27 protein-coding genes are annotated in these 24,124 nt (G+C 37.5%); 11 read left to right on the plus strand and 16 right to left on the minus strand.

From position 1 onward, the window contains the following. Positions 1-5: 5 nt before the first annotated feature. Both AC07YC_RS02000 and sirA read right to left on the minus strand, forming a co-directional pair. The gene (locus AC07YC_RS02000; RefSeq protein ID WP_004232154.1) at positions 6-224 is read right to left on the minus strand and encodes a YneF family protein; all 219 of its coding nucleotides are present in this window, start codon (positions 222-224) and stop codon (positions 6-8) included. A gap of 99 nt (positions 225-323) precedes the next feature. Then, positions 324-749, minus strand: a complete 426-nt coding sequence (sirA, locus tag AC07YC_RS02005) for a sporulation inhibitor of replication protein SirA (protein ID WP_025114054.1) — start codon at positions 747-749, stop codon at positions 324-326. Positions 750-1,091: 342 nt separating this feature from the next. Between sirA and AC07YC_RS02010 the strand changes: the two genes are divergently transcribed. The 5 genes from AC07YC_RS02010 to AC07YC_RS02030 all read left to right on the plus strand — a co-directional run bounded on the left by AC07YC_RS02010 (position 1,092) and on the right by AC07YC_RS02030 (position 4,542). Beyond that, on the plus strand, positions 1,092-1,448 hold the full coding sequence (locus tag AC07YC_RS02010; protein WP_336634257.1) for a lmo0954 family membrane protein: 357 nt from the start codon (positions 1,092-1,094) through the stop codon (positions 1,446-1,448). A gap of 15 nt (positions 1,449-1,463) precedes the next feature. Beyond that, positions 1,464-2,102: a PspA/IM30 family protein gene (locus AC07YC_RS02015; protein ID WP_036124247.1), complete on the plus strand. Its 639-nt coding sequence runs from the start codon at positions 1,464-1,466 to the stop codon at positions 2,100-2,102. Positions 2,103-2,205: 103 nt separating this feature from the next. Next, positions 2,206-2,898 carry a cell wall-active antibiotics response protein LiaF gene (liaF, locus tag AC07YC_RS02020; protein WP_237068720.1) on the plus strand — a complete coding sequence of 231 codons (693 nt, stop codon included), beginning with the start codon at positions 2,206-2,208 and terminating at the stop codon, positions 2,896-2,898. Then, positions 2,895-3,935: a sensor histidine kinase gene (locus tag AC07YC_RS02025; protein WP_494918255.1), complete on the plus strand. Its 1,041-nt coding sequence runs from the start codon at positions 2,895-2,897 to the stop codon at positions 3,933-3,935. Before liaF ends, AC07YC_RS02025 begins: the two co-directional genes overlap by 4 nt. Beyond that, on the plus strand, positions 3,910-4,542 hold the full coding sequence (locus AC07YC_RS02030; protein WP_008174684.1) for a response regulator transcription factor: 633 nt from the start codon (positions 3,910-3,912) through the stop codon (positions 4,540-4,542). Before AC07YC_RS02025 ends, AC07YC_RS02030 begins: the two co-directional genes overlap by 26 nt. 181 nt (positions 4,543-4,723) lie before the next feature. Here the strand turns inward: AC07YC_RS02030 and tkt are convergent, their stop codons facing one another. Then, positions 4,724-6,718, minus strand: coding sequence for a transketolase (gene tkt, locus AC07YC_RS02035; RefSeq protein ID WP_036147540.1), 1,995 nt, complete (start codon positions 6,716-6,718; stop codon positions 4,724-4,726). 125 nt (positions 6,719-6,843) lie between these two features. Continuing rightward, positions 6,844-7,077 (minus strand): DUF896 domain-containing protein, encoded by a 234-nt coding sequence (locus AC07YC_RS02040; RefSeq protein WP_494918256.1) that lies wholly within the window; start codon positions 7,075-7,077, stop codon positions 6,844-6,846. A gap of 189 nt (positions 7,078-7,266) precedes the next feature. Between AC07YC_RS02040 and AC07YC_RS02045 the strand changes: the two genes are divergently transcribed. After that, positions 7,267-7,794, plus strand: a complete 528-nt coding sequence (locus AC07YC_RS02045; protein ID WP_494918257.1) for a GNAT family N-acetyltransferase — start codon at positions 7,267-7,269, stop codon at positions 7,792-7,794. A gap of 129 nt (positions 7,795-7,923) precedes the next feature. Next, positions 7,924-8,502 carry a peptide deformylase gene (gene def / locus AC07YC_RS02050; RefSeq protein ID WP_494918258.1) on the plus strand — a complete coding sequence of 193 codons (579 nt, stop codon included), beginning with the start codon at positions 7,924-7,926 and terminating at the stop codon, positions 8,500-8,502. Between the two features lie 18 nt (positions 8,503-8,520). On the opposite strand, the gene AC07YC_RS02055 is transcribed toward def, so the two are convergent. Beyond that, positions 8,521-9,186, minus strand: coding sequence for a YneB family resolvase-like protein (locus AC07YC_RS02055; RefSeq protein WP_336634261.1), 666 nt, complete (start codon positions 9,184-9,186; stop codon positions 8,521-8,523). Beyond that, complete coding sequence (yneA, locus tag AC07YC_RS02060; protein ID WP_232540470.1) at positions 9,183-9,545, minus strand: cell division suppressor protein YneA; 363 nt, start codon at positions 9,543-9,545, stop codon at positions 9,183-9,185. Before yneA ends, AC07YC_RS02055 begins: the two co-directional genes overlap by 4 nt. A gap of 118 nt (positions 9,546-9,663) precedes the next feature. Between yneA and lexA the strand changes: the two genes are divergently transcribed. Continuing rightward, positions 9,664-10,281, plus strand: a complete 618-nt coding sequence (lexA, locus tag AC07YC_RS02065; RefSeq protein WP_008174697.1) for a transcriptional repressor LexA — start codon at positions 9,664-9,666, stop codon at positions 10,279-10,281. A 104-nt stretch (positions 10,282-10,385) separates the two neighbouring features. On the opposite strand, the gene AC07YC_RS02070 is transcribed toward lexA, so the two are convergent. From AC07YC_RS02070 to AC07YC_RS02085, 4 genes are all read right to left on the minus strand, one after another. Next, complete coding sequence (locus AC07YC_RS02070; RefSeq protein WP_494918259.1) at positions 10,386-11,108, minus strand: gamma-glutamyl-gamma-aminobutyrate hydrolase family protein; 723 nt, start codon at positions 11,106-11,108, stop codon at positions 10,386-10,388. 34 nt (positions 11,109-11,142) lie between these two features. Continuing rightward, a complete protein-coding gene (locus tag AC07YC_RS02075) occupies positions 11,143-11,895 on the minus strand; it encodes a prepilin peptidase (RefSeq protein ID WP_494918260.1) in 753 nt (250 codons plus the stop codon). Between the two features lie 257 nt (positions 11,896-12,152). Continuing rightward, positions 12,153-14,252: a DUF2339 domain-containing protein gene (locus AC07YC_RS02080; protein WP_494918261.1), complete on the minus strand. Its 2,100-nt coding sequence runs from the start codon at positions 14,250-14,252 to the stop codon at positions 12,153-12,155. Positions 14,253-14,333: 81 nt separating this feature from the next. Continuing rightward, complete coding sequence (locus AC07YC_RS02085; protein WP_025114039.1) at positions 14,334-14,585, minus strand: phage holin; 252 nt, start codon at positions 14,583-14,585, stop codon at positions 14,334-14,336. A 227-nt stretch (positions 14,586-14,812) separates the two neighbouring features. Between AC07YC_RS02085 and AC07YC_RS02090 the strand changes: the two genes are divergently transcribed. Then, positions 14,813-15,838: an acyltransferase family protein gene (locus tag AC07YC_RS02090; protein ID WP_494918262.1), complete on the plus strand. Its 1,026-nt coding sequence runs from the start codon at positions 14,813-14,815 to the stop codon at positions 15,836-15,838. Between the two features lie 162 nt (positions 15,839-16,000). Further along, entirely contained in the window at positions 16,001-16,732 is a 732-nt protein-coding gene (locus tag AC07YC_RS02095) for a CPBP family intramembrane glutamic endopeptidase (protein WP_494918263.1), read from the plus strand. A 16-nt stretch (positions 16,733-16,748) separates the two neighbouring features. Here the strand turns inward: AC07YC_RS02095 and AC07YC_RS02100 are convergent, their stop codons facing one another. From AC07YC_RS02100 to AC07YC_RS02125, 6 genes are all read right to left on the minus strand, one after another. After that, the gene (locus AC07YC_RS02100) at positions 16,749-18,104 is read right to left on the minus strand and encodes a YjiH family protein (protein WP_494918264.1); all 1,356 of its coding nucleotides are present in this window, start codon (positions 18,102-18,104) and stop codon (positions 16,749-16,751) included. A gap of 392 nt (positions 18,105-18,496) precedes the next feature. Continuing rightward, positions 18,497-19,264, minus strand: coding sequence for an IucA/IucC family C-terminal-domain containing protein (locus AC07YC_RS02105; protein WP_494918265.1), 768 nt, complete (start codon positions 19,262-19,264; stop codon positions 18,497-18,499). After that, complete coding sequence (locus tag AC07YC_RS02110; protein WP_043989814.1) at positions 19,261-20,088, minus strand: ABC transporter ATP-binding protein; 828 nt, start codon at positions 20,086-20,088, stop codon at positions 19,261-19,263. Before AC07YC_RS02110 ends, AC07YC_RS02105 begins: the two co-directional genes overlap by 4 nt. Before the next feature lie 50 nt (positions 20,089-20,138). Next, positions 20,139-21,179 (minus strand): FecCD family ABC transporter permease, encoded by a 1,041-nt coding sequence (locus AC07YC_RS02115; RefSeq protein WP_494918267.1) that lies wholly within the window; start codon positions 21,177-21,179, stop codon positions 20,139-20,141. Further along, a complete protein-coding gene (locus tag AC07YC_RS02120; protein WP_336634271.1) occupies positions 21,172-22,188 on the minus strand; it encodes a FecCD family ABC transporter permease in 1,017 nt (338 codons plus the stop codon). The genes AC07YC_RS02115 and AC07YC_RS02120 overlap by 8 nt, the downstream gene beginning before the upstream one ends. 112 nt (positions 22,189-22,300) lie before the next feature. Continuing rightward, the gene (locus tag AC07YC_RS02125; RefSeq protein ID WP_336634272.1) at positions 22,301-23,308 is read right to left on the minus strand and encodes an ABC transporter substrate-binding protein; all 1,008 of its coding nucleotides are present in this window, start codon (positions 23,306-23,308) and stop codon (positions 22,301-22,303) included. 457 nt (positions 23,309-23,765) lie between these two features. Between AC07YC_RS02125 and AC07YC_RS02130 the strand changes: the two genes are divergently transcribed. After that, a complete protein-coding gene (locus AC07YC_RS02130) occupies positions 23,766-24,077 on the plus strand; it encodes a CotD family spore coat protein (protein WP_336634273.1) in 312 nt (103 codons plus the stop codon). The last annotated feature ends 47 nt before the right edge of the window (positions 24,078-24,124 follow it).

The raw sequence follows: 24,124 nt of genomic DNA on the forward strand, positions 1-24,124 counted from the left end.
CCCAATTATTTTTGGAATTTATTCATTTGTGCCATCATTTGACGTACTTGCTTTTCAGACGGCGTACGACCCATTTGTGCCATCATCATACGAATCATTTGCTCATTAATAGGTGGGTTTTCTTTTAAATATTTCATCATAGCTTGACGAGCGAAATAGAAACCAAGTGCCGCTCCCGCTGCTAATGCGATAATTACGATAATAATCCAGCCCCATGTAGGCATACAACCAACCTCCTCCACTACAATATACCGAGAAAAAACTCTCCACGCTCCATTATACACCAAATGATAGCATGTTTCTATATATTGTAGTGAAATTTCCTAGTGCATTGTATACTTCATAGGTTTCAACCACCCACATTCATTATCTTGTTTATTGAAAGCAATGAATCGTTCACTCATCTTGGCAAGCATTTGAAATAAATCTAAATCTAGCATTCGTGAACCTTCACAATAAACACAAATCTTGCGATCCACTAAATAAATAGCCATTTTTCCTTTTATCGGATGTTCTAAAAACAAAGCATTACGAGCTCTTTCTAAATGTGCATATTTGGAATCAAGTTGATGCTCCAACATTGCTGCTATTTCATCAAATCGAACGGATTCACATATATACGCAAGCTCTTTTAAGGATTTCTCATTGGCGTCTTCACAGCCTTGCATCATCTCTAACAACTTTCGCTCTCTGCCAAAAATAAACGTTAAATGCTCTTCTTTTATCTTATATATGGAATAGGTTCTCACCAGAAATCCTCCTTCGCTCAGTTTATTTTCCATAAGTATAGCTCATCCCATCTTGTTAATTTGTCAAACGGAGGAAGGTTTCATCTTCTATTTTTGTCGAAAAGCTTCTAGTTTAGGATCTAAAAATTACTTTATGGCAGATGATAATTAGCACTTAAAATGAACTGCTATTTTTCAATGAAAACAAGCAAGATGCACTCATTGTGTACGCCAAAAACCCACTTTTGTTGCAGCCTAGATAGTTCTCAGCCTCAAGACCTAGTAGAAAATCAATTTCGAGTCCGTTTTAGACAATCTTGTAAATAGGTAACATAAAGGTACAAACGAAAGGAGCTAAAACAAATGAGAAAATTTCTTTTATTAACTGGAGGCGTTATCGCAGCATGTGTTGCACTAGCCTTAATCGGACCATTGGCAGGCTTACTATTCTCCGGATTATTTGTAGCACTAGGGATGCATTTTTACATGGGGAGCAAGTCTAATTTCGGTAAAATCTTTTGGTTCGCGGTTGGTCTAATCGGTATCCTATCAGCAGTATCAAACATTCCTGCAATGATTGGTCTTGCAGCAATCGCAATAGTCTATGTCATTTATAAAAAATGGAATGGCGAAGATGTAAAAATCCCAACAATTGAAAGTAAAAAAGAAGAAGATCCATTTACAAACTTCGAAAAAGAATGGTCAAATTTAACAAAATAAAAGGAGAGAATGAATATGAATTTATTTCAACGTTTTAGATATACAGTAGAGGCAGACTTACATCAGCTATTTGATAAGAAGGAACAAAAAAATCCAATTGCTATGTTAAACCAGTACATCCGTGAAGCTGAAAAACAAACAGAAGAAACCGGTAAATTATTAGAACGTCAAGGACAATTAAAAGAAAAGCTTGAGCAAGAATATCAACAAAATGCAGATTTACTTGCTAAACGTGAATCTCAACTGACATTAGCGCAAACTAGTGGCGAGCAAGATTTAATTGATTTTGCAACAGATGAAGTGACAGCTTACACTGCCCGTAATCATACGTTACAGGCGAGTATCGAAGCAAGTACACGTGAATATTTTGAGCTAGAGCGTAAATTTGAAACAATGAAACATAAAATTAAAGACATGAAAGTTCGTCAATTACAGTTAATGGGCAAAGAAAACGTTACTCGTGCCCATCATCAAATGGATGGTATGATTGCCAAAAACAATAAAACCAATTTTGAAGATTTGGAAGCTTATATTGATAAATTGGCTTATCAAATTGACAAAGATCATGAAGTTACAACATTTGAAGCAAGATTGGCACAATTAGAAAAAAAAGCTTCAGAGGAAAGCTCTCCACTGCTAATTGAAAATAAATAACATGTTATAATGGAAGCAATGCGCCAACACTAACCGGCGCATTCTTTCACGTTTTAAAACAGAGGGTCCCATTCCCTCTTTTATACTATTAGTAGAAAGAAGGGTGACCCTCTTGCAAAATTTCACTACAAATAAGCTCACATTTTGGGTACTATGCTTCTTTTTACTCGTTTTTGTGGAGCTTACTATTTTTAATAATGGTGGCGCCTTTTGTTTATTGATTGGGGCCGTACTGCTTTATTTAAGCTTTTCTAAAAAAGTTCGCTTTTTTAAATGGACCGGCATATTCTTCATTGCGATTGCATTATTCACAATGTGGAGCCTCCGTCTATTCATTGTAATTATGCTCTTATATATGCTTTATCAATACTTACAACGAGAAAATGAACCAAAAATAGTTGGTGCTGAGCTTTTTGAAAAACTATCTACCTCGAAAAATGACTTAATTGGCACCATACCAGCACCAACAGAAGCATACAAATGGCAAGATGTACAAATTCAACGTTTAGCAGGAGATATCACAGTTGATACGACTCAAACGATTTTGCCTGCTGGCACAAGTCTAATTACGATTCGTCAAGGGATTGGTAAAGTTCAAATCTATATCCCATATGAAATACCTTTTCGTATACACTATACGACCCTATTTGGTGAGCTTACTTGCTTACATGTGGGTCCACAACGTATTTTAAATGAAAGTGTTAGCTTTTCTGATGGAAATCCTGAGGATGCAAAACGCATTTTAATTATTCATGTTGCTACATGGCTTGGAGATTTGGAGGTGCTGCGTAAATGATTGCCTTTATCTCAAGATTATTTACCTTATTATTCATTTTAATGAGTGCTACATTCGGTTTGCTTGTTGCAGTATGGGGAAATCCTGATGAGAAAACTTGGGAACCTTTATGGCGACAAAATTATGATAATTTTCCTCTCGGCGGAATTATTGTAGTCAGCCTATTTGCTCTTAGCTTCCTCTTTGCCAGTTGGATTAGTATGACTGCTCGTGCCCGAGAAGCTCAAGCAACGAAAATTGTAAAGCAGTTAATCGAACCTGATTTTGTGCTTTCTAAAAAGCAAGCCCTTCCGAAACCATTAAAAAAAGCACTTGTGCAAACAAGTGAATTAATAGATACACAGCGTAAAAGTCTACAGCGCTTATCCAATGAACGTGCAGAAGCTCATGACAAAATTATACAGGAACGCATCATTGCTGAACGTCAACGTCTGGCTAGAGAATTACATGATTCTGTGTCCCAGCAATTATTTGCGGCCTCCATGTTGCTTTCTGCTTTAACGGAAAATGACGAAAATACGACTAGCTTAAAACAAGTGGAAAAAATAGTTCAGCAAGCACAGCTCGAAATGCGTGCATTATTATTACACTTGCGACCTGTTGCACTTCGCAATAAAACACTTGCCCAAGGCTTAGAGGAATTAATTATCGAGCTTCAGCAAAAGGTTTACTTCCATATTGAATATGAGCTAGAAGAAATGGCATTAACGAAAGCAGAAGAAGATCACCTATTCCGCATTGCCCAGGAAGCCCTCTCTAATACACTTCGACATGCCAAAGCAAGTGAGGTTGAATTGTTGCTTGTTGCACGAGATGACTTAGCCATTTTACGCATTCAAGATAATGGTTTAGGTTTTGATGTAGAGGCAGATAAATCCACTTCTTACGGCTTGCAAAATATTGCTGAACGAGCTGTTGAAATTGGCTGCACATATAAAATTGTGTCAGTCCCTGAAGAAGGAACGATTGTCGAAGTTAAAATTCCACTACATAAAGAGGAGGTCAATGACAATGATACAAGTGCTCATAGTGGATGATCATGAAATGGTGCGTATCGGCGTTTCGGCATACTTATCCGCACAGCCAGATATTACAGTTGTGGGAGAGGCTGAAAACGGGCAAGAAGCAGTTGAGCGTGCCCTTGCCCTAAAGCCAGATATTATTTTAATGGATAATGTTATGCCCATTATGACTGGTGCTGAGGCAACAGCAGAAATTTTAGCCGCATGGCCAGAGGCAAAAATCATGATGGTGACTAGCTTTTTAGATGATGACAAAGTCTACCCTGCTTTAGAGGCAGGGGCAGTGAGTTATATATTAAAAACATCTAATGCAAAACAAATTGCAGAAGCCATTCGTAAAACAATGGGTGGCGAAACGGTATTAGAGCCAGAAGTTACATCTAAAATGATGCACCGTATGCGCCACGGCAATAATACACCCCTTTACGACCACCTTACTGACCGTGAAATGGAAGTTTTATTGCTGATGGCACAGGGCAAAGCCAATCAGGAAATTGCTGACGAGCTATATATTGCTTTAAAAACTGTGAAAACACATGTAAGCAATATTCTAGCAAAGCTTGAGGTTCAAGATCGCACACAAGCCGTTGTCTATGCCTTTCAAAATGGGCTTGCGAAGTAATTTCTACATAAAAAACTGCATAACCATATGCATTTTTTTAATTAGACTTATTTTAGAAGACCCTTTCCACCGGATGTATTTGTTCATTCCTTTAGTGATACGTCATCCTATAGCAAAAAAATACCGTAACACCCTGCGAATTCATACGTACGCTGAGTGTTGCGGTATTTTATTTAAATTCTTATAGTGCTTTTACTTTTGCAACTACATTCTCTACAGTGAATCCGTATTTTTCCATTACAATTTCACCTGGAGCTGATGCGCCAAATTTATCGATTGCAAGCACATCACCTTCAAAGCCGGTATATTTATGCCAGCCGAATGATGCACCCATTTCAATCGCAAGACGTTTAGTGACAGCTTTTGGTAAAACAGATTCTTTGTAAGCAGCATCTTGTTTTTCAAAGCGGTCCATAGATGGCATTGAAACGACAGCTACATCCATGCCTTCAGCTTTTAATGCTTTTTGTGCCTCAACAGCAAGTGAAACCTCTGAGCCTGTTGCAATTAAAATCGCATCCGCTATTTCTTTAGTAGCAGGAGATACTGTGTAAGCACCCTTCGTCACACCTTCACGTACTGTTTCAATAGAAGCGTTAAGAACAGGTAAGTTTTGACGAGACAATACTAATACTGTTGGCGTATTTTCTGATGCAACGGCAAGCTCCCACGCAACAGCTGATTCATTTGCATCCGCAGGACGAACAACAGATAAATTAGGCATTGCACGTAATGATGCAAGGTGTTCAATTGGTTCATGGGTTGGACCATCTTCTCCTACCGCAATCGAGTCATGTGTAAATACATACGTTACAGGAAGACCCATTAATGCTGAAAGACGAACTGCCGGACGAACATAATCTGAGAACACGAAGAATGTTCCACCAAATACATTTAAACCACCGTGAAGAGCCATACCGTTTAAAGCAGCGCCCATTGCAAATTCACGAACACCAAACCAGATGTTGCGACCAGCATAATCGTCTGCAGAGAAATCGCCTGCACCCTTCATCGTTGTTTTATTTGAGCCAGCAAGGTCAGCAGAGCCACCAAAGAATGATGGTGTTTTCTTAGCGATAGCGTTAATCGCATCACCAGAAGAAGAACGTGTTGCAACAGATTTACCAGCTTCATACACTGGTAATTCAGAAGCGAAGTCTGCTGGTAATTCACCATTCATAGCATGTTCAAATTGAGCAGCTAACTCTGGGAATTCTTGTTTATAAGCAGTAAATTTCGTATTCCAAGCTTCTTCAGACTGAGCTCCTTGCACTTCAGCTGCAGCATTAAACGTATCATATACTTCAGCAGGAATTTGGAAAGGCTCGTGTGCCCACTCATAAGCAGCTTTTGTTAATACCACTTCATCTGTACCAAGTGGTGCACCATGTGAATCAGCTTTACCTGATTTATTTGGAGAACCAAAACCAATCACTGTTTTCACTTCAATCAATGTTGGTTTGCCAGTTGATTTTTTAGCTTCTTCAATAGTTGCATTAATCGCATCAACATCTGTGCCATCTGCAACTTTTAAATAATTCCAACCATAAGATTCAAAACGTTTTTGTACATTTTCTGAGAATGACTTTTCTAAGTCACCATCTAAAGAAATATCATTAGAATCGTAAAGCACGATTAATTTTTCAAGTTTTAAGTGACCAGCTAATGAAATAGCCTCTGCTGCAACGCCTTCCATTAAGTCACCATCACCACATAATGCAAATGTATAGTGGTCAACGATGTCATGACCTGGTTTATTGTAAGTAGCTGCTAAATGACGCTCAGCCATTGCCATACCTACAGTCATGGCAATACCTTGTCCTAGAGGACCAGTTGTCGCTTCCACACCTACTGTATGACCATATTCAGGATGTCCTGGTGTTAATGAATCCCATTGGCGGAAGTTTTGAATTTCTTCCATTGGTAAACCATAGCCGCCTAGATGAAGTAGGCTGTATAGAAGCATGGAACCATGACCAGCTGATAATACAAAACGATCGCGATTATACCATTTTGGGTTCGCTGGGTTATGGCGTAATTGTTTTGTCCAAAGCGTATAAGCCATTGGCGCTGCCCCCATTGGTAAACCTGGGTGACCAGAATTTGCTTTTTCAATAGCATCGATTGACAAAGTTCGGATAGCATTAATTGCTAATAAATCCGCATGTTGAGTCATTATATTGTGACATCCTTTCTCGTCCTATAATTGTTCTTCTACAGTTTAGTCAACATTGCTTTAGAAAACAATGCTTTTGTAATACTATTTGTATTTTCATACATACTTTATTAAATTGTGTCACATTAATTTAGAAATTTATTTTTTTTCGCTTGTCTTACCTTTTCAGGCGTGACATCATTTCCTTCTGCATCAACCACTTTTACGTTTTCAATCGTATCACGCATTGTTGCTCTAAATGTCTCTAAGTATTCCTTACGAAGCGCTGTTCGCTCCTTTGCCTCTTCATCCGTTAGTTGACCACTTTTCGCTTTAGCAGAAAGTTCATTTATACGGTTTATTTTTTCTTTTGATAACATCGTTACACCCTTTCAGTACCTACCTTATTGAACTCAGTATGCAAAGTATAGCACGGTTTCCCATTAAATGCAGTTATACCAGCCCTTATTCAAGCTGTTGAAATTAAAAAACACATGACTTCCAGATGTTTGAAGTGTATAAATATTATATGGAAGGAAAAATTTAACTATATATTGGAGGATATACATGTGAACGTGACAACTAAGCGATTACTCATTCGAACATTTCAAGAGCAGGACTGGGAAGCTGTTTATAGCTATACTTCAGATGAAAAAGTGATGCACTATATGCCTGAAGGTGTTTTCAATGAAGAACAGGCAAAGAAATTTATTGCAGAAAATAGCAACGACAAAGCAAAACATTTTGCTATTGTTTCAAATAATTGCGAGCAAGTGATTGGTCATATCGTTTTCCATCCTTGTTTCGGCGATCATACTTATGAAATCGGTTGGGTACTAAATCCAGCTTATCAAAATCAAGGCTTTGCTTCTGAAGCTGCCCATGCTGTATTAGACTATGGATTTAATGAAAAGAAACTTCATAGAATTATTGCAACCTGTCAGCCCGAAAATATCGCTTCCTATAAAGTTATGGAAAAGATCGGAATGAGGCGTGAAGGATATTTTAAAAAGTGTATACCATATGGGAAGGAATGGTGGGACGAATACTATTACGCAGTTTTACGTGAAGATTGGAATAATTTATTAGAAGATTAGAAGAACGTTAAACACTTGTGAAAATGCGCGACTATAAGCGTTGTTGGGCTGCATCAATGATGTATGATCCGACCATACAATTTAGCCTGATGAACTTCTGAATAAGCCCTATTGTGGAGGTATGTTTCGATGGCAAAATTTCATCCTGCTTACATGATTACTATGAAAGATTTTGTAAAAGAACATTCAGTCTTATTACGAAAACAAACGCAAGACGTTGCCATACCAGTTCCCTTAGAGGACCGACATCTATTATTATCTATGCTTCAATATTTAAAAAACAGCCAAGATCCGAATTTAATAAAAAAGTATAAACTCCGTCCTGGTAGTGGCCTCTCTGCCAATCAAATTGGCGTAGATAAGAGAATGTTTGCTGTACTTTTTGAGGATCACGACCAAATACACGAAATGATGTTCATTAACCCAAAAATAATGAGTCATTCTTTGAATATGATCTATTTGCCTGAGGGTGAAGGGTGTCTGTCTGTTAATCGACCTGTTCACGGTTTTGTACCAAGATATGAACGAATTAAAGTAAAAGCCTATAATATTGATGGACAGGAATTTATGATGTCTTTAAAAGGCTATGAATCTATCGTTGTACAGCATGAAATCGATCATTTAAACGGCATTATGTTTTATGATCGAATTAATAAAGATAACCCTTTTCAACTACCCCAAAATGTTATTATCGAAAGCTTGTATTAAAAAAATTAGCGGGCAATATTATTTGCCTGCTAATCTTTCTTGATGCTCTTGGAATCGACGATGTACGGTTGCTTTACTTACCTCAAAGCCTAGTCCTCTAAGCGTAATGGAAATTTCCTCAAAGGTAAAACCACGATTCCGTAGCTTCACAATTTCATCAACAGGGAGTTCTTTCCGCTCCTGACCATGTGGATTGCCACGATTGGATAGATTATTTTCAGGGCGATAACCATTTTCAACAGCACGTCGCATGCCTCTGCGGATTTTTGCATTATGTATTCTACGTTGATATTCCTCTACAATTGCTAAAATTTCTAGTAGCATCGTATCCATTTCGTTTAATTGGACTGGTCCTGCATCACGCATGGAAAAAACATCTGTTGCTGATTTTTGTAATAAATGCAATACTGCCATTCTTGCATTTCCACGACCTAAACGAGTTTCATCTTGTACAAAAAGAGCTTTTATTTCTTTCTCTTTTATAAAATCAAGCATTTCCAGTAAGCCTTCGCGTTCTACATCATAACCGCTATGCTTATCTTTAAAAACACCCTTTACTTCATAGCCTTGCTCTTTAGCATAGCGCACTAATTCTTCTTGTTGGCGCTCTAATGAGGAGCTTTGCGTTTCTTTTTCAGTACTTACTCGGCAATAGACAACAGCCGTCATTTGATTATTTTTCATTGTTCGTTTCTCGCAATTTCAATAGTTTTGATGGGACTGGCTTGATCACTCAAAACTGGAATGACTAGAGATTTACCTGCCACGATTTTAATGTCTGCTAACTCATTTTCTGATTTGACAAGCTTAATCCAATCTTCTTTACTCATTTTACCACGGTATTGTTCTGCTAACGACCACAAGCTATCCCCATGTTCGATTTGAATTTCAGCGTAATTAACATCCCCCGGATCAGTGATGTAAAGGTAACTTGCGAAGAGTAAACAAGCACCTAATAATATAGTGATATGTGTATTTTTCTTTAACCATGTCATCATTATAACCTCATTTCTAGAATGTTTGTTCGGAATGTATGTTCTCATAATAAAGCGAACAAACGTTTTTGTCAAACACTTTTCGAACCTATGTTTGCATACGTGTTCGCATTCTGTTATACTATCAAATAAGAAGATTGATATTAGAAAAAAGAGGTGAGCAATCATGAAAAAAGTATCGAAAAGACAAGAGGACATATTAGCGTTCATTAAAGACGAGGTACGAGCTAAAGGGTATCCGCCATCAGTCCGTGAAATCGGGGAAGCTGTTGGACTTGCTTCAAGTTCAACTGTTCATGGTCATTTGGCTCGATTAGAACAAAAGGGTTTTATTCGTCGAGATCCAACAAAGCCACGTGCTATTGAAATTCTTGAGCCTGAGGAATCTATCCAAAAGCAACATGTCATCCATGTACCACTTGTAGGGAAGGTGACAGCAGGTTCTCCTATTACAGCTATCGAAAATATTGAAGAGTATTTCCCACTGCCAGATACATATGGCACGAGTGAGGATCAGTTATTCATGCTAGAAATTATGGGTGAATCGATGATTGAAGCAGGAATTTTAGATGGTGACTTAGTGATCGTAAAGCAAAAGTCAACAGCCATTAACGGAGACATTGTTGTAGCCATGACAGCTGAGGATGAAGCTACTGTAAAACGCTTCTTTAAGGAAAAAAACCATTTCCGTTTACAGCCTGAAAATTCATCGATGGAACCGATTATCGTCGATCAAGTATCAATTTTGGGACAAGTTGTCGGACTTTATCGCCGTGTACATTAATTAAATGAGGGTTTGAGGATTGTGTTCCTTCACTGAGCATACATCCTCTTTTTTACGCAAAAAAAGAATCCACAAACTATTGGATTCTTTTTACAATGACCTCTCTATGCCTCTTTTTTAAATTTCAAGCTTGCTTCAACAAACGCTGCAAATAACTTTTGTGCATGCTGATCTCCCGCTATAGCCAATTCCTCTGGGTGCCACTGGACAGCCAAACAGAATGGTAATTCCTCATGCACCACTGCTTCAATAATGCCATCACTTGATTTCGCTGCAACTTTTAAATTCTCCGCTAGTACATTCACTGACTGATGATGAAAAGAATTGACGGCAATTTTCTCTTGTTCAAGAATAGTCGCTAATAAATTCTCCGCAATAATTTGTACATAATGCGTTGCTACTGACCTACTAGCTTGTTGCATATGTTTGATTAGCTTCGTACTATAATGGTCACTATCAATGTCCTGATATAACGTACCACCTAATGCAACATTTACTATTTGGATACCTCGACAAATGCCGAAAATAGGCATTTTCCGTACAAATGCAGCCTCAATTAATGCTAATTCCACGGCATCTCTAGCTGGATGAATTTTACCTAGCCTTGGTGAAGGCTCCGCTCCAAATAGAAAAGGATGTACATCATAGCCTCCTGATAGCAATAAGCCATCTGTAAGGGCTAAAATTTGAGCAGCATCTTCCTCTACACCTAACGGAATAATAAGGGGGATACCGCCCGCCTCAATAATACTTTTGCTGTAAGCAGCATTTAAATGAGCTGATAAATCATCTTCTACAAAAGCTGTTATTCCAATAATCGGCTTCACTTGATTCCCCTCCACAAAATTGAAGATTTAACACTTACCAATAACCTAAATACCAATTGATGAACGAATCTCCGTAGAAATAAACAATCATAGCGGCTAATGCAATAGATGGACCAAAGGGAATAGGTGTTTGTCTTCCTTGTTTACGCTTTAATAAGACAACTATTCCAATTATCATACCAATGATAGCGGCAAAAAATAAAGTCAACAGCGTATGAATAGTACCGAGAACGAGACCAATTAAAAAAAAGAATTTAATATCTCCCCCTCCCATTCCACCTTTCGATAAAACCGCAATACTGTATAATATGCCAAAACCAACGAGTGCACCCAACAGACTGTCCCACCAAGGTGTTAAAGGTGACAGTACACGTCCTATGACCAAAAAGGGCAAAAAGAATAATAGAATCTTATCTGGAATTAACAGATAGGTAAAATCCGAAACAACTATAATGACTAACAATGAGATGAACGATAAAGCTACTATAAATTCTAAGCTCCAGTTTAGCTCCAAATACGCAAAGGCGAATAATCCTCCAGTTAACAATTCTATCGCTGGATATAGCCAAGAAATTTTAAGGCCACAGCCTCGACATGTACCTCTTAAAAACAGATAAGACAATACTGGCACTAAATCAAGAGCCGTCAATTGTCTCTGACAGCTCGTACAATGGGAGGAAGGATATACAAGAGACTCCTTCCGCGGCACACGTAAGCCAACTACATTATAAAAAGAGCCAAAGACTAGACCCACTAAAAAAATGATAATTGTATAAGCCATTTCCAAATTTATGTCCTCCTAAACCAATAGGCGCCCATACAATAAGTATGATGCGCCTATTCATATAATTATTGTAGTCTTGCTCAGTAATTCACCTATCGACTGTTATTCAACAATGGACATTGATAATGAGAGATGTGTTTGAAGAATATTTCATAAAAGGTTTGAAGTCATACGGTACGAAGAAAGAAAGAGTAGAGTAAGAGTAGTATCAGTTTAGCACAATATAAAAGAGATTCCAAAATTATTGGAACCTCTTCAATTTATTTCCTCAGCAACCTACCTGACAACAACATGCCAATGCCACCAATTGTTATAAATAGAACAGCTCTAATTAATAAATCAAGGGCTGATAAGTCAAAGAAAATAAGCTTGATAAACGCCATGACTAAAATAACAAAACCTGTAGTACGAAGCGTTTTTAAATGTTGTGTGGAACTAAGCCATAGCGAAATGCTCGCTGTGAGGAATAATGTAATCGTTGTAAGTGCTATACTTAGCTTCCAATCAAGTAGATGACTATACGTAAATTGATGAACAAGCCCCCAGATTGAGATCATTGTGAGTACGACACCTGAGCTAACAATAGTGTCTACATATTTCCCCATTCGCTCTTCATACAGCTGATAAATACGGCCCTTTACTAGAACGTCTACAATAATCGCCATAATTACTGCTATATAAACTATTCTGGTCATCATATTTAAGCTATCCATCATAGAAGGCTTTGTGCTGATCATCAAAGATAATACGATAAAGAATGCTCCAAGGACAGGTGTTAAAGCACGCCCTTTAAATTTCTCTGACACGAGCAGAGATCCTGCAAACAAAGCAGCTAGCGCAATACACATCAAATACTGAATGCCATTTGTTGCCTCGAAATAGGCTGAATCTAGTTTGCTTATATAAGCTATGAAGTAGCCTGTGGCGATTACTGCTAAAATATCTATGGCATATAAATCCTTCATGACTTTCTCAAAAGGTAATAACGTTTCTTTTGGGCGTCTAGCATACAAGTAAATGACTACTAGATAAATAATTGGCATGAACAGACTTAAATGCTCAAAGCTAATAAATGGTGTCGGTTCATGGAAAATGAAGTTTAGCAACAATGTAATCACAAGGAAAAACGATGTGACTACCTTCATCATACTGGCACGTAATCGTAAGCTCATCATTACACCTGCAAAAGCGATCAATGGATATAGTAAATCATCCACTTTATCAGGGATATTCATAATAAGTATCGTATTACATACGGCAATAAATGCGAGTGTTATAGCACTATCAAATACTTCCTGCCATTTTTGACGATGACTATAAAACGCTAATGCTATTAATAAACCAACGAAAATAAGTAGCACCGCTTCTCCATATTCGAGTGAACGTATGATCAGGTTCATCAGCAATAAACTAAATGACCCTAACGAAAATTGGAGACCAATATGAAGAGGTTTCCATTTAGATTGTGCATTATATAATCGGCACCAGCTTACAAAAAAGATTGCTAGTATGGCAAGTAAACCAAATGCAAAGACAACTTGCTTGTCATGATTCATAAATGCTACAACACCAATTGCCAGCACTGAGAAAAAGGTTGAAATATAAAGAGCAAGCTTTTGCTTGTGCTGTTGGACAACCAATTGCAACATGGCAAATAAAACGGTAACAAAAAGTAAAATAATGACGGCACTAAAGTCCATATATTCTAATAAATAAGGTAGTAATAACGAGGTAAAAGCAACAAAAATAGTTAATGCCTCATTTTTCTTTAAGTAACTTATGGCAATACCATAGCCAATATAAAGAACCGTAATACCAAGCGCTGGTGTAAGATGGATGATTTCATACAAAATGGCACTAGCTGCAGTCGTTAATATCCCAACAATGAATGCTCCACCATATAATGAGACCGTAATAGCAGGTGAGCCTACTTTTCTACTCTCCAGAATATAAGCGATAATCGCCATTCCTACCGATAATGAATAGGCAAGGATGATTTTCACGCCATTCGATAAATAACCATAGTCACTAACAAGTTTGAGACCCCAAAGTACCCCCATTACTAAAATAACCATGAATACTTTTGGAAGTGCCCACATAACACGTTCCTCCATCGATGGCTGTGGTTGCACCTCTTTTTGTGCTGTTTTGACTGGGGTAGACTTCTGCTCCACTGTCGGTTTTGGTGTCGGTTTTGGTGTTGGTTGTATTGGAACCGATTGCTCGATCATGGACTGTCTTGCATCAAGAGTATTTATTTTTTCATTGCTTTGAATTCGCCTTAAATCAATTAACTCCTGACGTAAATCTGCCATTTCCTCCTCAAGTTTAGCCACTCTTCGTTCCATTTCAAGGGACATTCAATCATCCTCCCCACTTTATCAATTTTCTAACATTATAACATATTTATCCTTATTGTAAAATTACACTTTTCGAATACTTTATCGTGGTCTCCTATACATTAATGCCTTTTCACTATCACTTGTTCCCTTTGTCGTTGGGTCCACTATGACACCCATTAATACAAGGATAGATAGGACTGTATTTAAAATAGAAGCAATTTGTTCACTCATTGCAGCTGTCAAATCAAAGCCGAAAATCGCCCCTACTTGTTGTGCGAGTAAGAGTAACAATGAAAATAGCCCTAGTAAAAATGGTATATGTTGAAGACGAACCTTCCAGTTAATTCTCATAAAAGCTCACCTCCCCCCCTCTTGACCCAGTATATGCAGGGAGGTTATGTGACACATATGCAAAAATGGAGCTTTTAACAAGTTTACTAGGTGTTTTTAATAATAATTTGCGAACTAAACTATTTTCGAGTGACAAGACAGGCCGGTTGTAACCAGAATGCCAAATTCATATAGTTAGTTAGGTTGCATCCTGGCAGGAGATGCCCGCCAATTTACTGAAATCGAGGGTGATTGAGATCGTATACGAGTGGAACGCATTGAGAGCTATTGCTTGTTTAAGTATTGTGCTATTGCACGCGACGACAAATATTGAAATTATTAATGGCTTTATTGATCAACCATTCTATCAATTTTTTAGACTATTACTATGTGCTGCTACACCCATTTTCATTTTATTATCTATTCTCCTATTAGCTAATCGCTATCAGCACCAGCTACCTTCCCATTTTTTATGGCATCGATTTCAGTTTATCGTCATGCCGTTTGTAGCTGCTGGTATTTTATATGCGGCTAATGCAGCCTTTCATTATCACGAAAATTTTTGGGATGCCTTATATCGTCACATTATTTTAGGGGATTTTTCTGGGTGGTTTGTCATGACCATTTTTCAGCTCTATATTCTCTTTTTTATTGTGAAAAAATATCAGCTATCCAGTATATGGTTTGCACCTATTATGTTCTTACTGGGGATTTTTTATATGACACTAGCAAAATTAAATCTAAATACCTTCGTAGAAAATGATCATTTTATGCGACTGCTCTTCATAGGCTGGCTTCCTTATTTTGTATTTGCCTATTTCATTGGTCGTTATTATGAAAGATTCACGTATTATATCGTTAAATATAAGTTCTTTACCGTTTTATCGGTCATACTTGCAACAGTCATAATCTATATAAATTATTATTTAGGCGACCAGCAACTTACATCACGAAGAATCGATATGATGCTATTTGTGTTGGCGATGACGATTTTTATTTTAGCGTTTGCTCAAATTTTGCCTAAGCTGTCCTTCATCCATATCATCAGTCGTTATTCCTTTGGTATTTTCTTAATTCACTGGCTTATTCAAGAATATTTAGCACCCTATAGCGCATTACTCCCTACTACTTCTTTACAAGTGACTTCACTTTTTCTAGCTAGTTTAATCGTCTGTATACTACTCATAAAAATCATTTCCTTTCTCCCCTTTAGTGCTTATTTGATCGGCAAATCATACCAAAAAAGCCAATTCAAAATTGAGGAAAAAATTTGATACAATGGATAATAGTTCATTAATTATGACAAGTACATTTATTGCGTGTTGAGAATTTTAACATCATTTTAGAATGTATTTCCCTATTCTTTTCGGAAGCACTCTCTTTATAAGTGACTTCCTATTAATTACTGCTAGCATGATTAGGAGGAAATGTACAGAATGAAACAAAAAGTGATTGCCAAAATAATTGGCTTAGAGTTTCTTATCATACTTTTCTATGTTGGTAACGGAGCTTTTGTTTCTATTAAACAACCATCAAGCCCTTTGTTACAGTTTGTTATGTTAGTTCCGCTAGCATTGGGACTCTTCTTTTATATTGCCCTGAAAAAAAACTGGCAAATGTATTTCTTTCATCCCATTCAAAAGAATCATTTATTAATAATTTTGCCGCTACTTTTCGTTTTAGGAATCATCCTTGTAAGTACAAAGGGATTAAATCTCACATCGATTAGCGATCTTATTTTTATGTTTTTAATGCAAGTGCTTATTGTCGCGTTTATAGAAGAGACCGTATTTAGGGGCCTTATGCTGCGAATGCTTCTTGCCAAAGGTGTATTTACAGCGGTATTCATCTCTAGTTTATTGTTTGGCATTACACATGCTTTACAATTACTTGGTGGGCAATCGCTAGAAGATACTATTATTCAAATCATCTATGCCCTTTTAGTGGGCCTTGTTCTTTCTTTACTTATTTTAGATGGGCAATCGATTATTATTACTATTCTTTTCCATGGCTTGAATAATTTCTTTAACTTTATGGGAAATGTAGAGAGCTCTACGCTTAGTGGTTATCTTATTATTTTAGTATTATTTGTCTATATGCTTGTTTTATGGAAGCGAGTAAAGAAATCCTATGCTATTCATTTCATGAAAAATGCCAAGTCCATCTAGGACTTGGCATTTTGAATTAGAATAAAAGGTGTCCCACTAATACAGCAATTGGAAGTGAGATAAGTGTACGTAATATAAATATCACTACTAAATCGAAAAATTTCAATGGAATTTTCGTACCTAAAATAAGTCCACCCACCTCAGACATATAAATTAACTGCGTGACAGAAACAACTGCTATAACGAATCTAGTGGTATCCGATTCAATACCCGCACCTAAAATAGAAGGTAAAAACATATCTGCAAAGCCCACTACCATTGTTTGGGCAGCTTCTGCCGCTTCTGGTAAGCCAAGTACTGTTAAAATAGGCTCGAAGGGTTTGCCTAAAATCACAAAGATACTTGTAAATTCAGCCAGCATCAGAGCAACCGTGCCAAAAGCCATTACAATAGGCGCAACACCTATCCATAAATCAATGACATTTCTAGATCCATCTTTTATAAATTTGCGTGGATCACGATTGGCATGGGCAACAGCTAGTGCATTTTCTAAGCCATGTGAGACTGAATTATAGCCCTTTGGTAATTGCTCACGTGAATAGTCTACAGGCGTACCATCTATATAGGTATCTTCCTTTTGAGCAAGTGGATAGATACGAGGCATAATAATCGCTAATACAATTCCACAAAAGACCACTGTTAAATAGTAAGGGATAAAATAGCGTGCCAAATGAACCGTATCCAATACTACGATACAAAATGTAATAGATACTACAGAGAAGCTTGTTGCAATAATCGCTGCTTCTTTTTTGGTGTAGTTCCCCATTTCATATTGTTTACTTGTCATTAACACACCAATCGTTCCATCACCGACCCATGAAGTAAGGGCATCAATGGAAGAACGTCCTGGACTTTTAAATAAGGGGCGCATAATTCTCACCATCATTGTACCGAAAAATTCAAGAAGCCCAAAATTAGTCAAAAAGGGCAGAAGGAATCCAGCAAACAAGAAGATGGTAAATAAAAATGTCACTAGACCCCCATTAGGGTCCATCAGTAGTCCACCAGTATTTTCGTTATTGATGGCAAAAGGACCATAGTTAAAGACAACCATCGAAGCAAAAACTAAGCCGATACAGCGGGTAATTGTCCAAAACCAATTAACATAAAACAATGTATCTAAAATACTTGGCTTTTTCACGTTTTTACGTGGTATAAATTTAGCCATAAGTGCGCCAATTGCTGAAATGGCAAACATAAGAATTGTAAAATAACTAATGATAGGAGCAACAATAGTTGCTAAAACATTTGCTAAAATCGCAATCGGTACCTTCCAGCCTTCTTCTGTTAAGACAGGTGTCATAAATAGAAAAATACCAATTAAAGAAGGGATAATAAAATAAACATATGTAGAAACCGCATACTTTTTCATTTTTTGATTAAAACCTCATTTCTATTAAGCATGAAATTGCAATTTGATCTATTTTCCAATCTACTATTCTATGAGCTCTACATGTTGTGTCCATTCAAAACCTCCCCTCACAACTTGTTATAATACTATTACAAAAACAATTGAGTTTTAAGCTTTAAACAGAAAAACACTTACATCATTCATGCTTTTATAACATTACTTTGTTATAAAACTAGTTAAAAGCCACAATTAAATTGGTTAAAATTTACAGATGATTGAATTTTTATACAAACAAACTACTGACACTTCAATCTAGTATAACAATATTTCAACATAACAAACAGAAATTTTTCAGGAAAAAAGTGAATAAACATGACATTTATTCACTTTGGGGAATGATATACTTTATGAGGTTAAACGAGTCTTTTGATTTTAGGACAGGAGATACAATAGTCATTTGCTTCGTCAGATGTATGATAATAAAAACAACATGTTTTTCTTAAGCGTATCGGGTGCTCGGATTCCTTTATCGCTACTTTCGGTCCACAATAATTCGTCAACGGATTTTTCTTCTCACCAAAGAGAGCACCTGGTGCCTGATTTACAATGTAGTCATAGTCCTCTTGTAGGCGAATGATTTCTTGCTCATTGGCCCCTTCTCTTATTTTCGTTTCGTATAGCCAATTGACATAAATAGCAGTATTTTTCCATAAAATTGTTTTTGGGATTTTACTTATCTTCGCTAATGACTGCCACACTTTTGCTAGATTATCCGCAAAAATCCCTTTAAGCACCTCGTCACGCCATGCGTTACGATCTGTTGTTGGTACTGACACCGTATGATCAATAAACCGAACGTTAGGCAGCCATGGTTTCGCATGACCTTCTGCTTCTACCCAAATATTTTTGATAGCAACTTGTAGCCCTTTATCATATCTCGACATGGCATAAAATGCTGCAGCCATCGTCAACACACTATAGCGCTTTCCAAATAACGATGCCGTCACTAATAAAGAGGGTGATTGAAAAAAAGGAGCGATTGTTTGTAAATAGACTAGAGCCTGTTCAGCGTCCAATAAATTTTCGGCACTTATGGAGTAAGTGGCGTCTATTGCTGGCTCAAACGTCAATCGATAATCGCTTAATAATATTGGATCTTCAGCTGACAGTTTGTTGCTCAAGTAGCCGCTACCTCCTCAAATGCTTCCATCTGAACTGTTCGTCCCTTACCATGCGGAACACATAATGGCGTTCCAAATAGAGGATCTCTCATTATGGTACAGTCCATCCGAAAGACAGCTTGTACCATCTCAGGTGTCACCACTTCCTCTGGCTTACCTTGTGCGTACACCTGTTTATTTTGCACGGCTACAATATGATGAGCATAACGACAGGCTAAGTTTAAATCGTGCAATACCATAACAACTGTTCGGCCTTCATTTTCATTTAAATCAAATAGTAAATCCAAAATTTCTACTTGATGAGCCATATCTAAATAAGTTGTAGGTTCATCAAGTAAAATAAGATCTGTTTTTTGAGCTAATGTCATAGCAATCCACACACGCTGGCGCTGACCTCCGGATAATGCATCTACTGGGCGATCTGCAAATTCGGTCATCTGTGTCACCTCAAGAGCATTGTTCACAATATTTTCATCCTCTGTAGACCATTGCTTTAACCAGCTTTGATGAGGATAACGACCTTGTTTAATCAATTGTTGAACAGTTAATCCTTCTGGCGCAACAGGTCCCTGTGGGAGAATGGCTAAACGTTTTGCCACCTCTTTAGTTGAAATCGCATCTAGTGGATGATCTTCTAAAAAAATTTCACCCGACTTTGGTTTTTGCAGTCGGGCAAATGTTCTTAGGAGCGTAGATTTTCCACAACCATTGGCACCTACTAGTACCGTAATTTTCCCTTTTGGTATTTGAAGATTCAAATCTTCCAAAATAAGATTTTCACCATAGCTAACATCTAGATTTTGTACTTCTAAAACGTTTTTCAAAATCCCTTCACCTTCTTCTCTCACGCTTTTAACACATTTATCATTAGGCATTATTGATTGCGCGTTCTAAATAGTAAATAAATAAAGAATGGTGCTCCAATAGCAGCCGTAAAGACACCTGTTGGTAAATCCTTTGGTAAAAAGGCTGTTCGAGCAACAATGTCAGCTACGATGACAATAATGCCACCAATTATAGCAGTAACGGGTATTAATCCTGCAAAAGAACGCCCTACAAGCAGTCTACTCATATGAGGGGCTACTAATCCAATAAAGGCAATTCCTCCTGCAAAAGCAACCGCAGAACCAGCTAGCATGACACTAATGAGTAAAAAAAGCAAACGGTACACTTGAACCTTTACGCCCAGCCCTGTCGCAATGTCATCCCCTAATTCCTTCACATTGACTGTTCTCGCTAAAACAAATGTTAAAGGTACTAAAACAGCCACCCATGGTAAAAGCAAATAGACATCTGTCATATTCGCCCCATACAAGCTTCCAGTCAGCCATAGATAGGCCTTCGTAGTTGCAGCTACCTCGCTGATGACCAGCAGCATAGTTACAACTGCCTTTGCTAATGCGGAAATCCCAATTCCAATAAGCACCATGCGAATAGGTGTGACACCTTTTCTCCATGACAGCAAGTAAATGATAAAGGAGATAATGGCCGCACCTGAAATGGCCGCTAACGGTAAAAATTGAATGCCGACTGATCCCATAAAGTACACGATAAAAATAATTGCACCCATAGATGCCCCACTCGTTACACCAATAATATCTGGAGCAGCTAGCGGATTGCGTATGATTCCTTGTAATATTAAACCAGCAACTCCTAGCGCAGCACCAACTAGTAAGGCCATCAATATACGTGGGAGCCTTAATGTATGTAAGACAAAATCATACTCTCCATTCCCGTAGCCTAATAACTCCTTCACTACTATGAAAGGATGAATAAAATCGCTACCTGCAGATAAGCCCATAATCGTAATGATGACTAATAATAAGCTTAATAGTAGTATAATCCAACAAGTTCTCTTGGCGATTTGAAAAGATATGCGATCGGATTTCGTTCGAAACGTCCTATAATTAGACATTTTTTGCTAACCCCTTTCGTGCAATATAAATAAAGAAAGGAGCACCAATTAATGCAGTCATTACACCAATCGGCATTTCTAATGGCATAATTACGTATCTTGCTGCTATATCTGCAAGGAGCAGCAAGATAGCTCCTAATACCGCACTGTACGGTATAATCCAACGATAATCCATACCAACAAGATGAATCGCAATATGAGGGACAATTAAACCAATAAAGCCAATGGAACCTGCTACAGCAACTGAGCTACCTGCAAGAATAATAACGATGATACCGAGTGTGAGTTTCGTCAGCATCGTTCGTTGGCCTAAGCCTTTTGCAATATCATCACCTGATTGTAAAATATTTATTGAACGGCCCATACCTATTGCCACGACTGTGCCCCCTAAAATAAACGGTAGGACAGGTATGAGCATATCAATGCTTCGACCGGATACTGACCCCGCTAACCAAAAGAGTACACTTTGTAAACCTTGCTCATCAATCACTAAAAGCCCCTGCGTAAACGAGACAAATAGAGCTGTAATCGCTGCACCAGCTAACACTATTTTAATTGGTGTTAAACCATCTCTCCCTAATGATCCAAGGAAAAACACCATAGCTCCCGCTGCACCAGCACCTAAAAAGGCAATCCACATATAACTCATTAGGGAATTAACAGAAAAAAGAGTAATGGCACTGACAATAAAAAATATTGCCCCTGCATTAATACCTAAAATATCAGGAGCTGCTAAAGGGTTTCTAGTTAATGCCCGCATTAGTGCTCCCGAAATAGCTAGGCTTGCGCCAACTACTGTAGCGATCACAGCTCTTGTAAATCTAGATGTTCGAATAATGACATGCTCCTTATTAGCAGCATCATAATGAAAAATGGCATCATAGATTGACGAGAAGGGAATGGACGTTTGACCAATAGTTATGCTGAACATAAACGTCAGCAAAAGGATCAAACAACTGATGAACAACCCTATTTGTTTCATCGAGGTAGTAGAAAGAAAAATTCTCATTTTGCGCCAACTTTCTTGATCCACATTTTAACTTATGAGAAAAGTTGCAGGTTTTTATAGGTTAAACACTACAAGGAGAGGGCTGTCATTTAAACAGCCCTAATCACTTTCTCTATTTATCTAATTCAAATTTGTCATAAATATCATCTAGCATTAAATTAGCACTAATAAATCCACCAGCTAGATTCCAATTGATTTCATCTACTTGATACACTTGATTTGCCTTCACAGCATCAAGCTCTTTCCATAGTGGATGATTTGTCCATTCTTCATAATTCTTTTTCACTGCCTCATCATTTTCCATGAACATATAAATGACATCGGCATTCATTTGCGTAATACTTTCTTTATCCGTTAGCTTGACGATCTCCAATGAGTCATCTGTTAAATTTTTAGGACCTTGGAAGCCAAGCTCAGACAATATAGAACCTGCATATCCAGTTACATAAATACGTGCATGGTCTGCTCTGAAATTGACAACCGAAACATGGAACGGCCATTTATCGCCAAGCTTCTCTTTAATTTTTGTTTGGAAATCAGCAACTCGCGTATCCCATTCTCCAAATAACTCTTTAACCTTTTCTTCTTGATTCATTGCTTGACCCATCATTTCAGCTGTACCTTTGAAATCAAATACCGTTTCATGAGCAACAGTTGGTGCAATTTGTGATAGCTGATCATAAATTTCCTCATGACGAACTTTCGATGCAATGATTAGATCTGGTTTAAGCTTTGCAATTTCTTCAAGATTTGGTTGTGTTTCTTGTCCAACAACCGCAACACCATCTAAATCTTTCTTCAAATAATTATAAAAAGGTGCTTCAGCCCAAGATTCTACTGCTCCTACTGGCTTAATGCCCATTGCTACTGCTACATCAGTAGCCCCTTGGTATAGTGTAACGATTTTTGTAGGTGTTCCTTCAATTGTCGTAGTGCCCATAGCGTGGGTGATGTCACGGCTAGAAGACTCCGTATTACCTTCTTCAGCTTTATCCGTTTCTTGTGAACTACTACTAGTGTTTGTAGCTTTATCTCCACATCCAACCATCAAGAGAGATACTATTGATAATAAAGCAAAAAGAATAAAAATATTTTTATTGCGTAGTGATAATTTCGACATACATTTCCTCCTAAGTTATAATCAATAACGATAATCATTATCAATTAAAAAGTATACTGTATGACTGTTTTATTGACAATATCTATTTTTTCAAAAAATATACTTTTTTATTAATTTTTTATGCTCATTTAACTTCCAGCGCGATTATCTATAGTTTAGAAGCATTAGGTTTGTTGTTTACTTGTGAAAATTTCGACACATTTATGCCAAGATGCTGGGGAATATTATTTCAACATTAGGTCGATTCACTATCATGATGACAGCAATAAAATGTGAAAAAAACTTTTGGTAGTTCATTCTTTCATCTAATTTGTAGGCGAATCAACATTAGATTTTCTACCATTTCAGCGAATTGTTAGATTTACCTATTCAATAATAGGCAAATAAATAGTCCCTATTGACGTCTATCTCATATCTTAATAATGAACGACAACTTATCAAAACAGGAGGTTATAACATGTTTCAACGAAGACGCCATCCGGCAAAAGGTCCACACTGCTGTCCGCCACAAACAATGCCAATGCAATTTGATCCACCACAATTTTTACCACCCGAGCAATATGTCCGTACAAATTATATCCATACAGTTGTTCCACATGTACAACCAGCACATGTCACAACAGTGAATAAACATATGATCGATCATCAATACTATTTCCCATGCACAGAATCAGTTGTTAATGAATGCTGTGAAACACATACAATGTGCGGTATGCCACCTAACCCTTGTCATATGCCGCATCATCCCCATAAACATATGGGCCATTAATAGTTAAGGAGGGGGCGAGTAATGCCCCCTCCCTATTTCAAAAAAAA

It is taken from the genome of Lysinibacillus sp. GW247-5R2A (assembly GCF_059424475.1).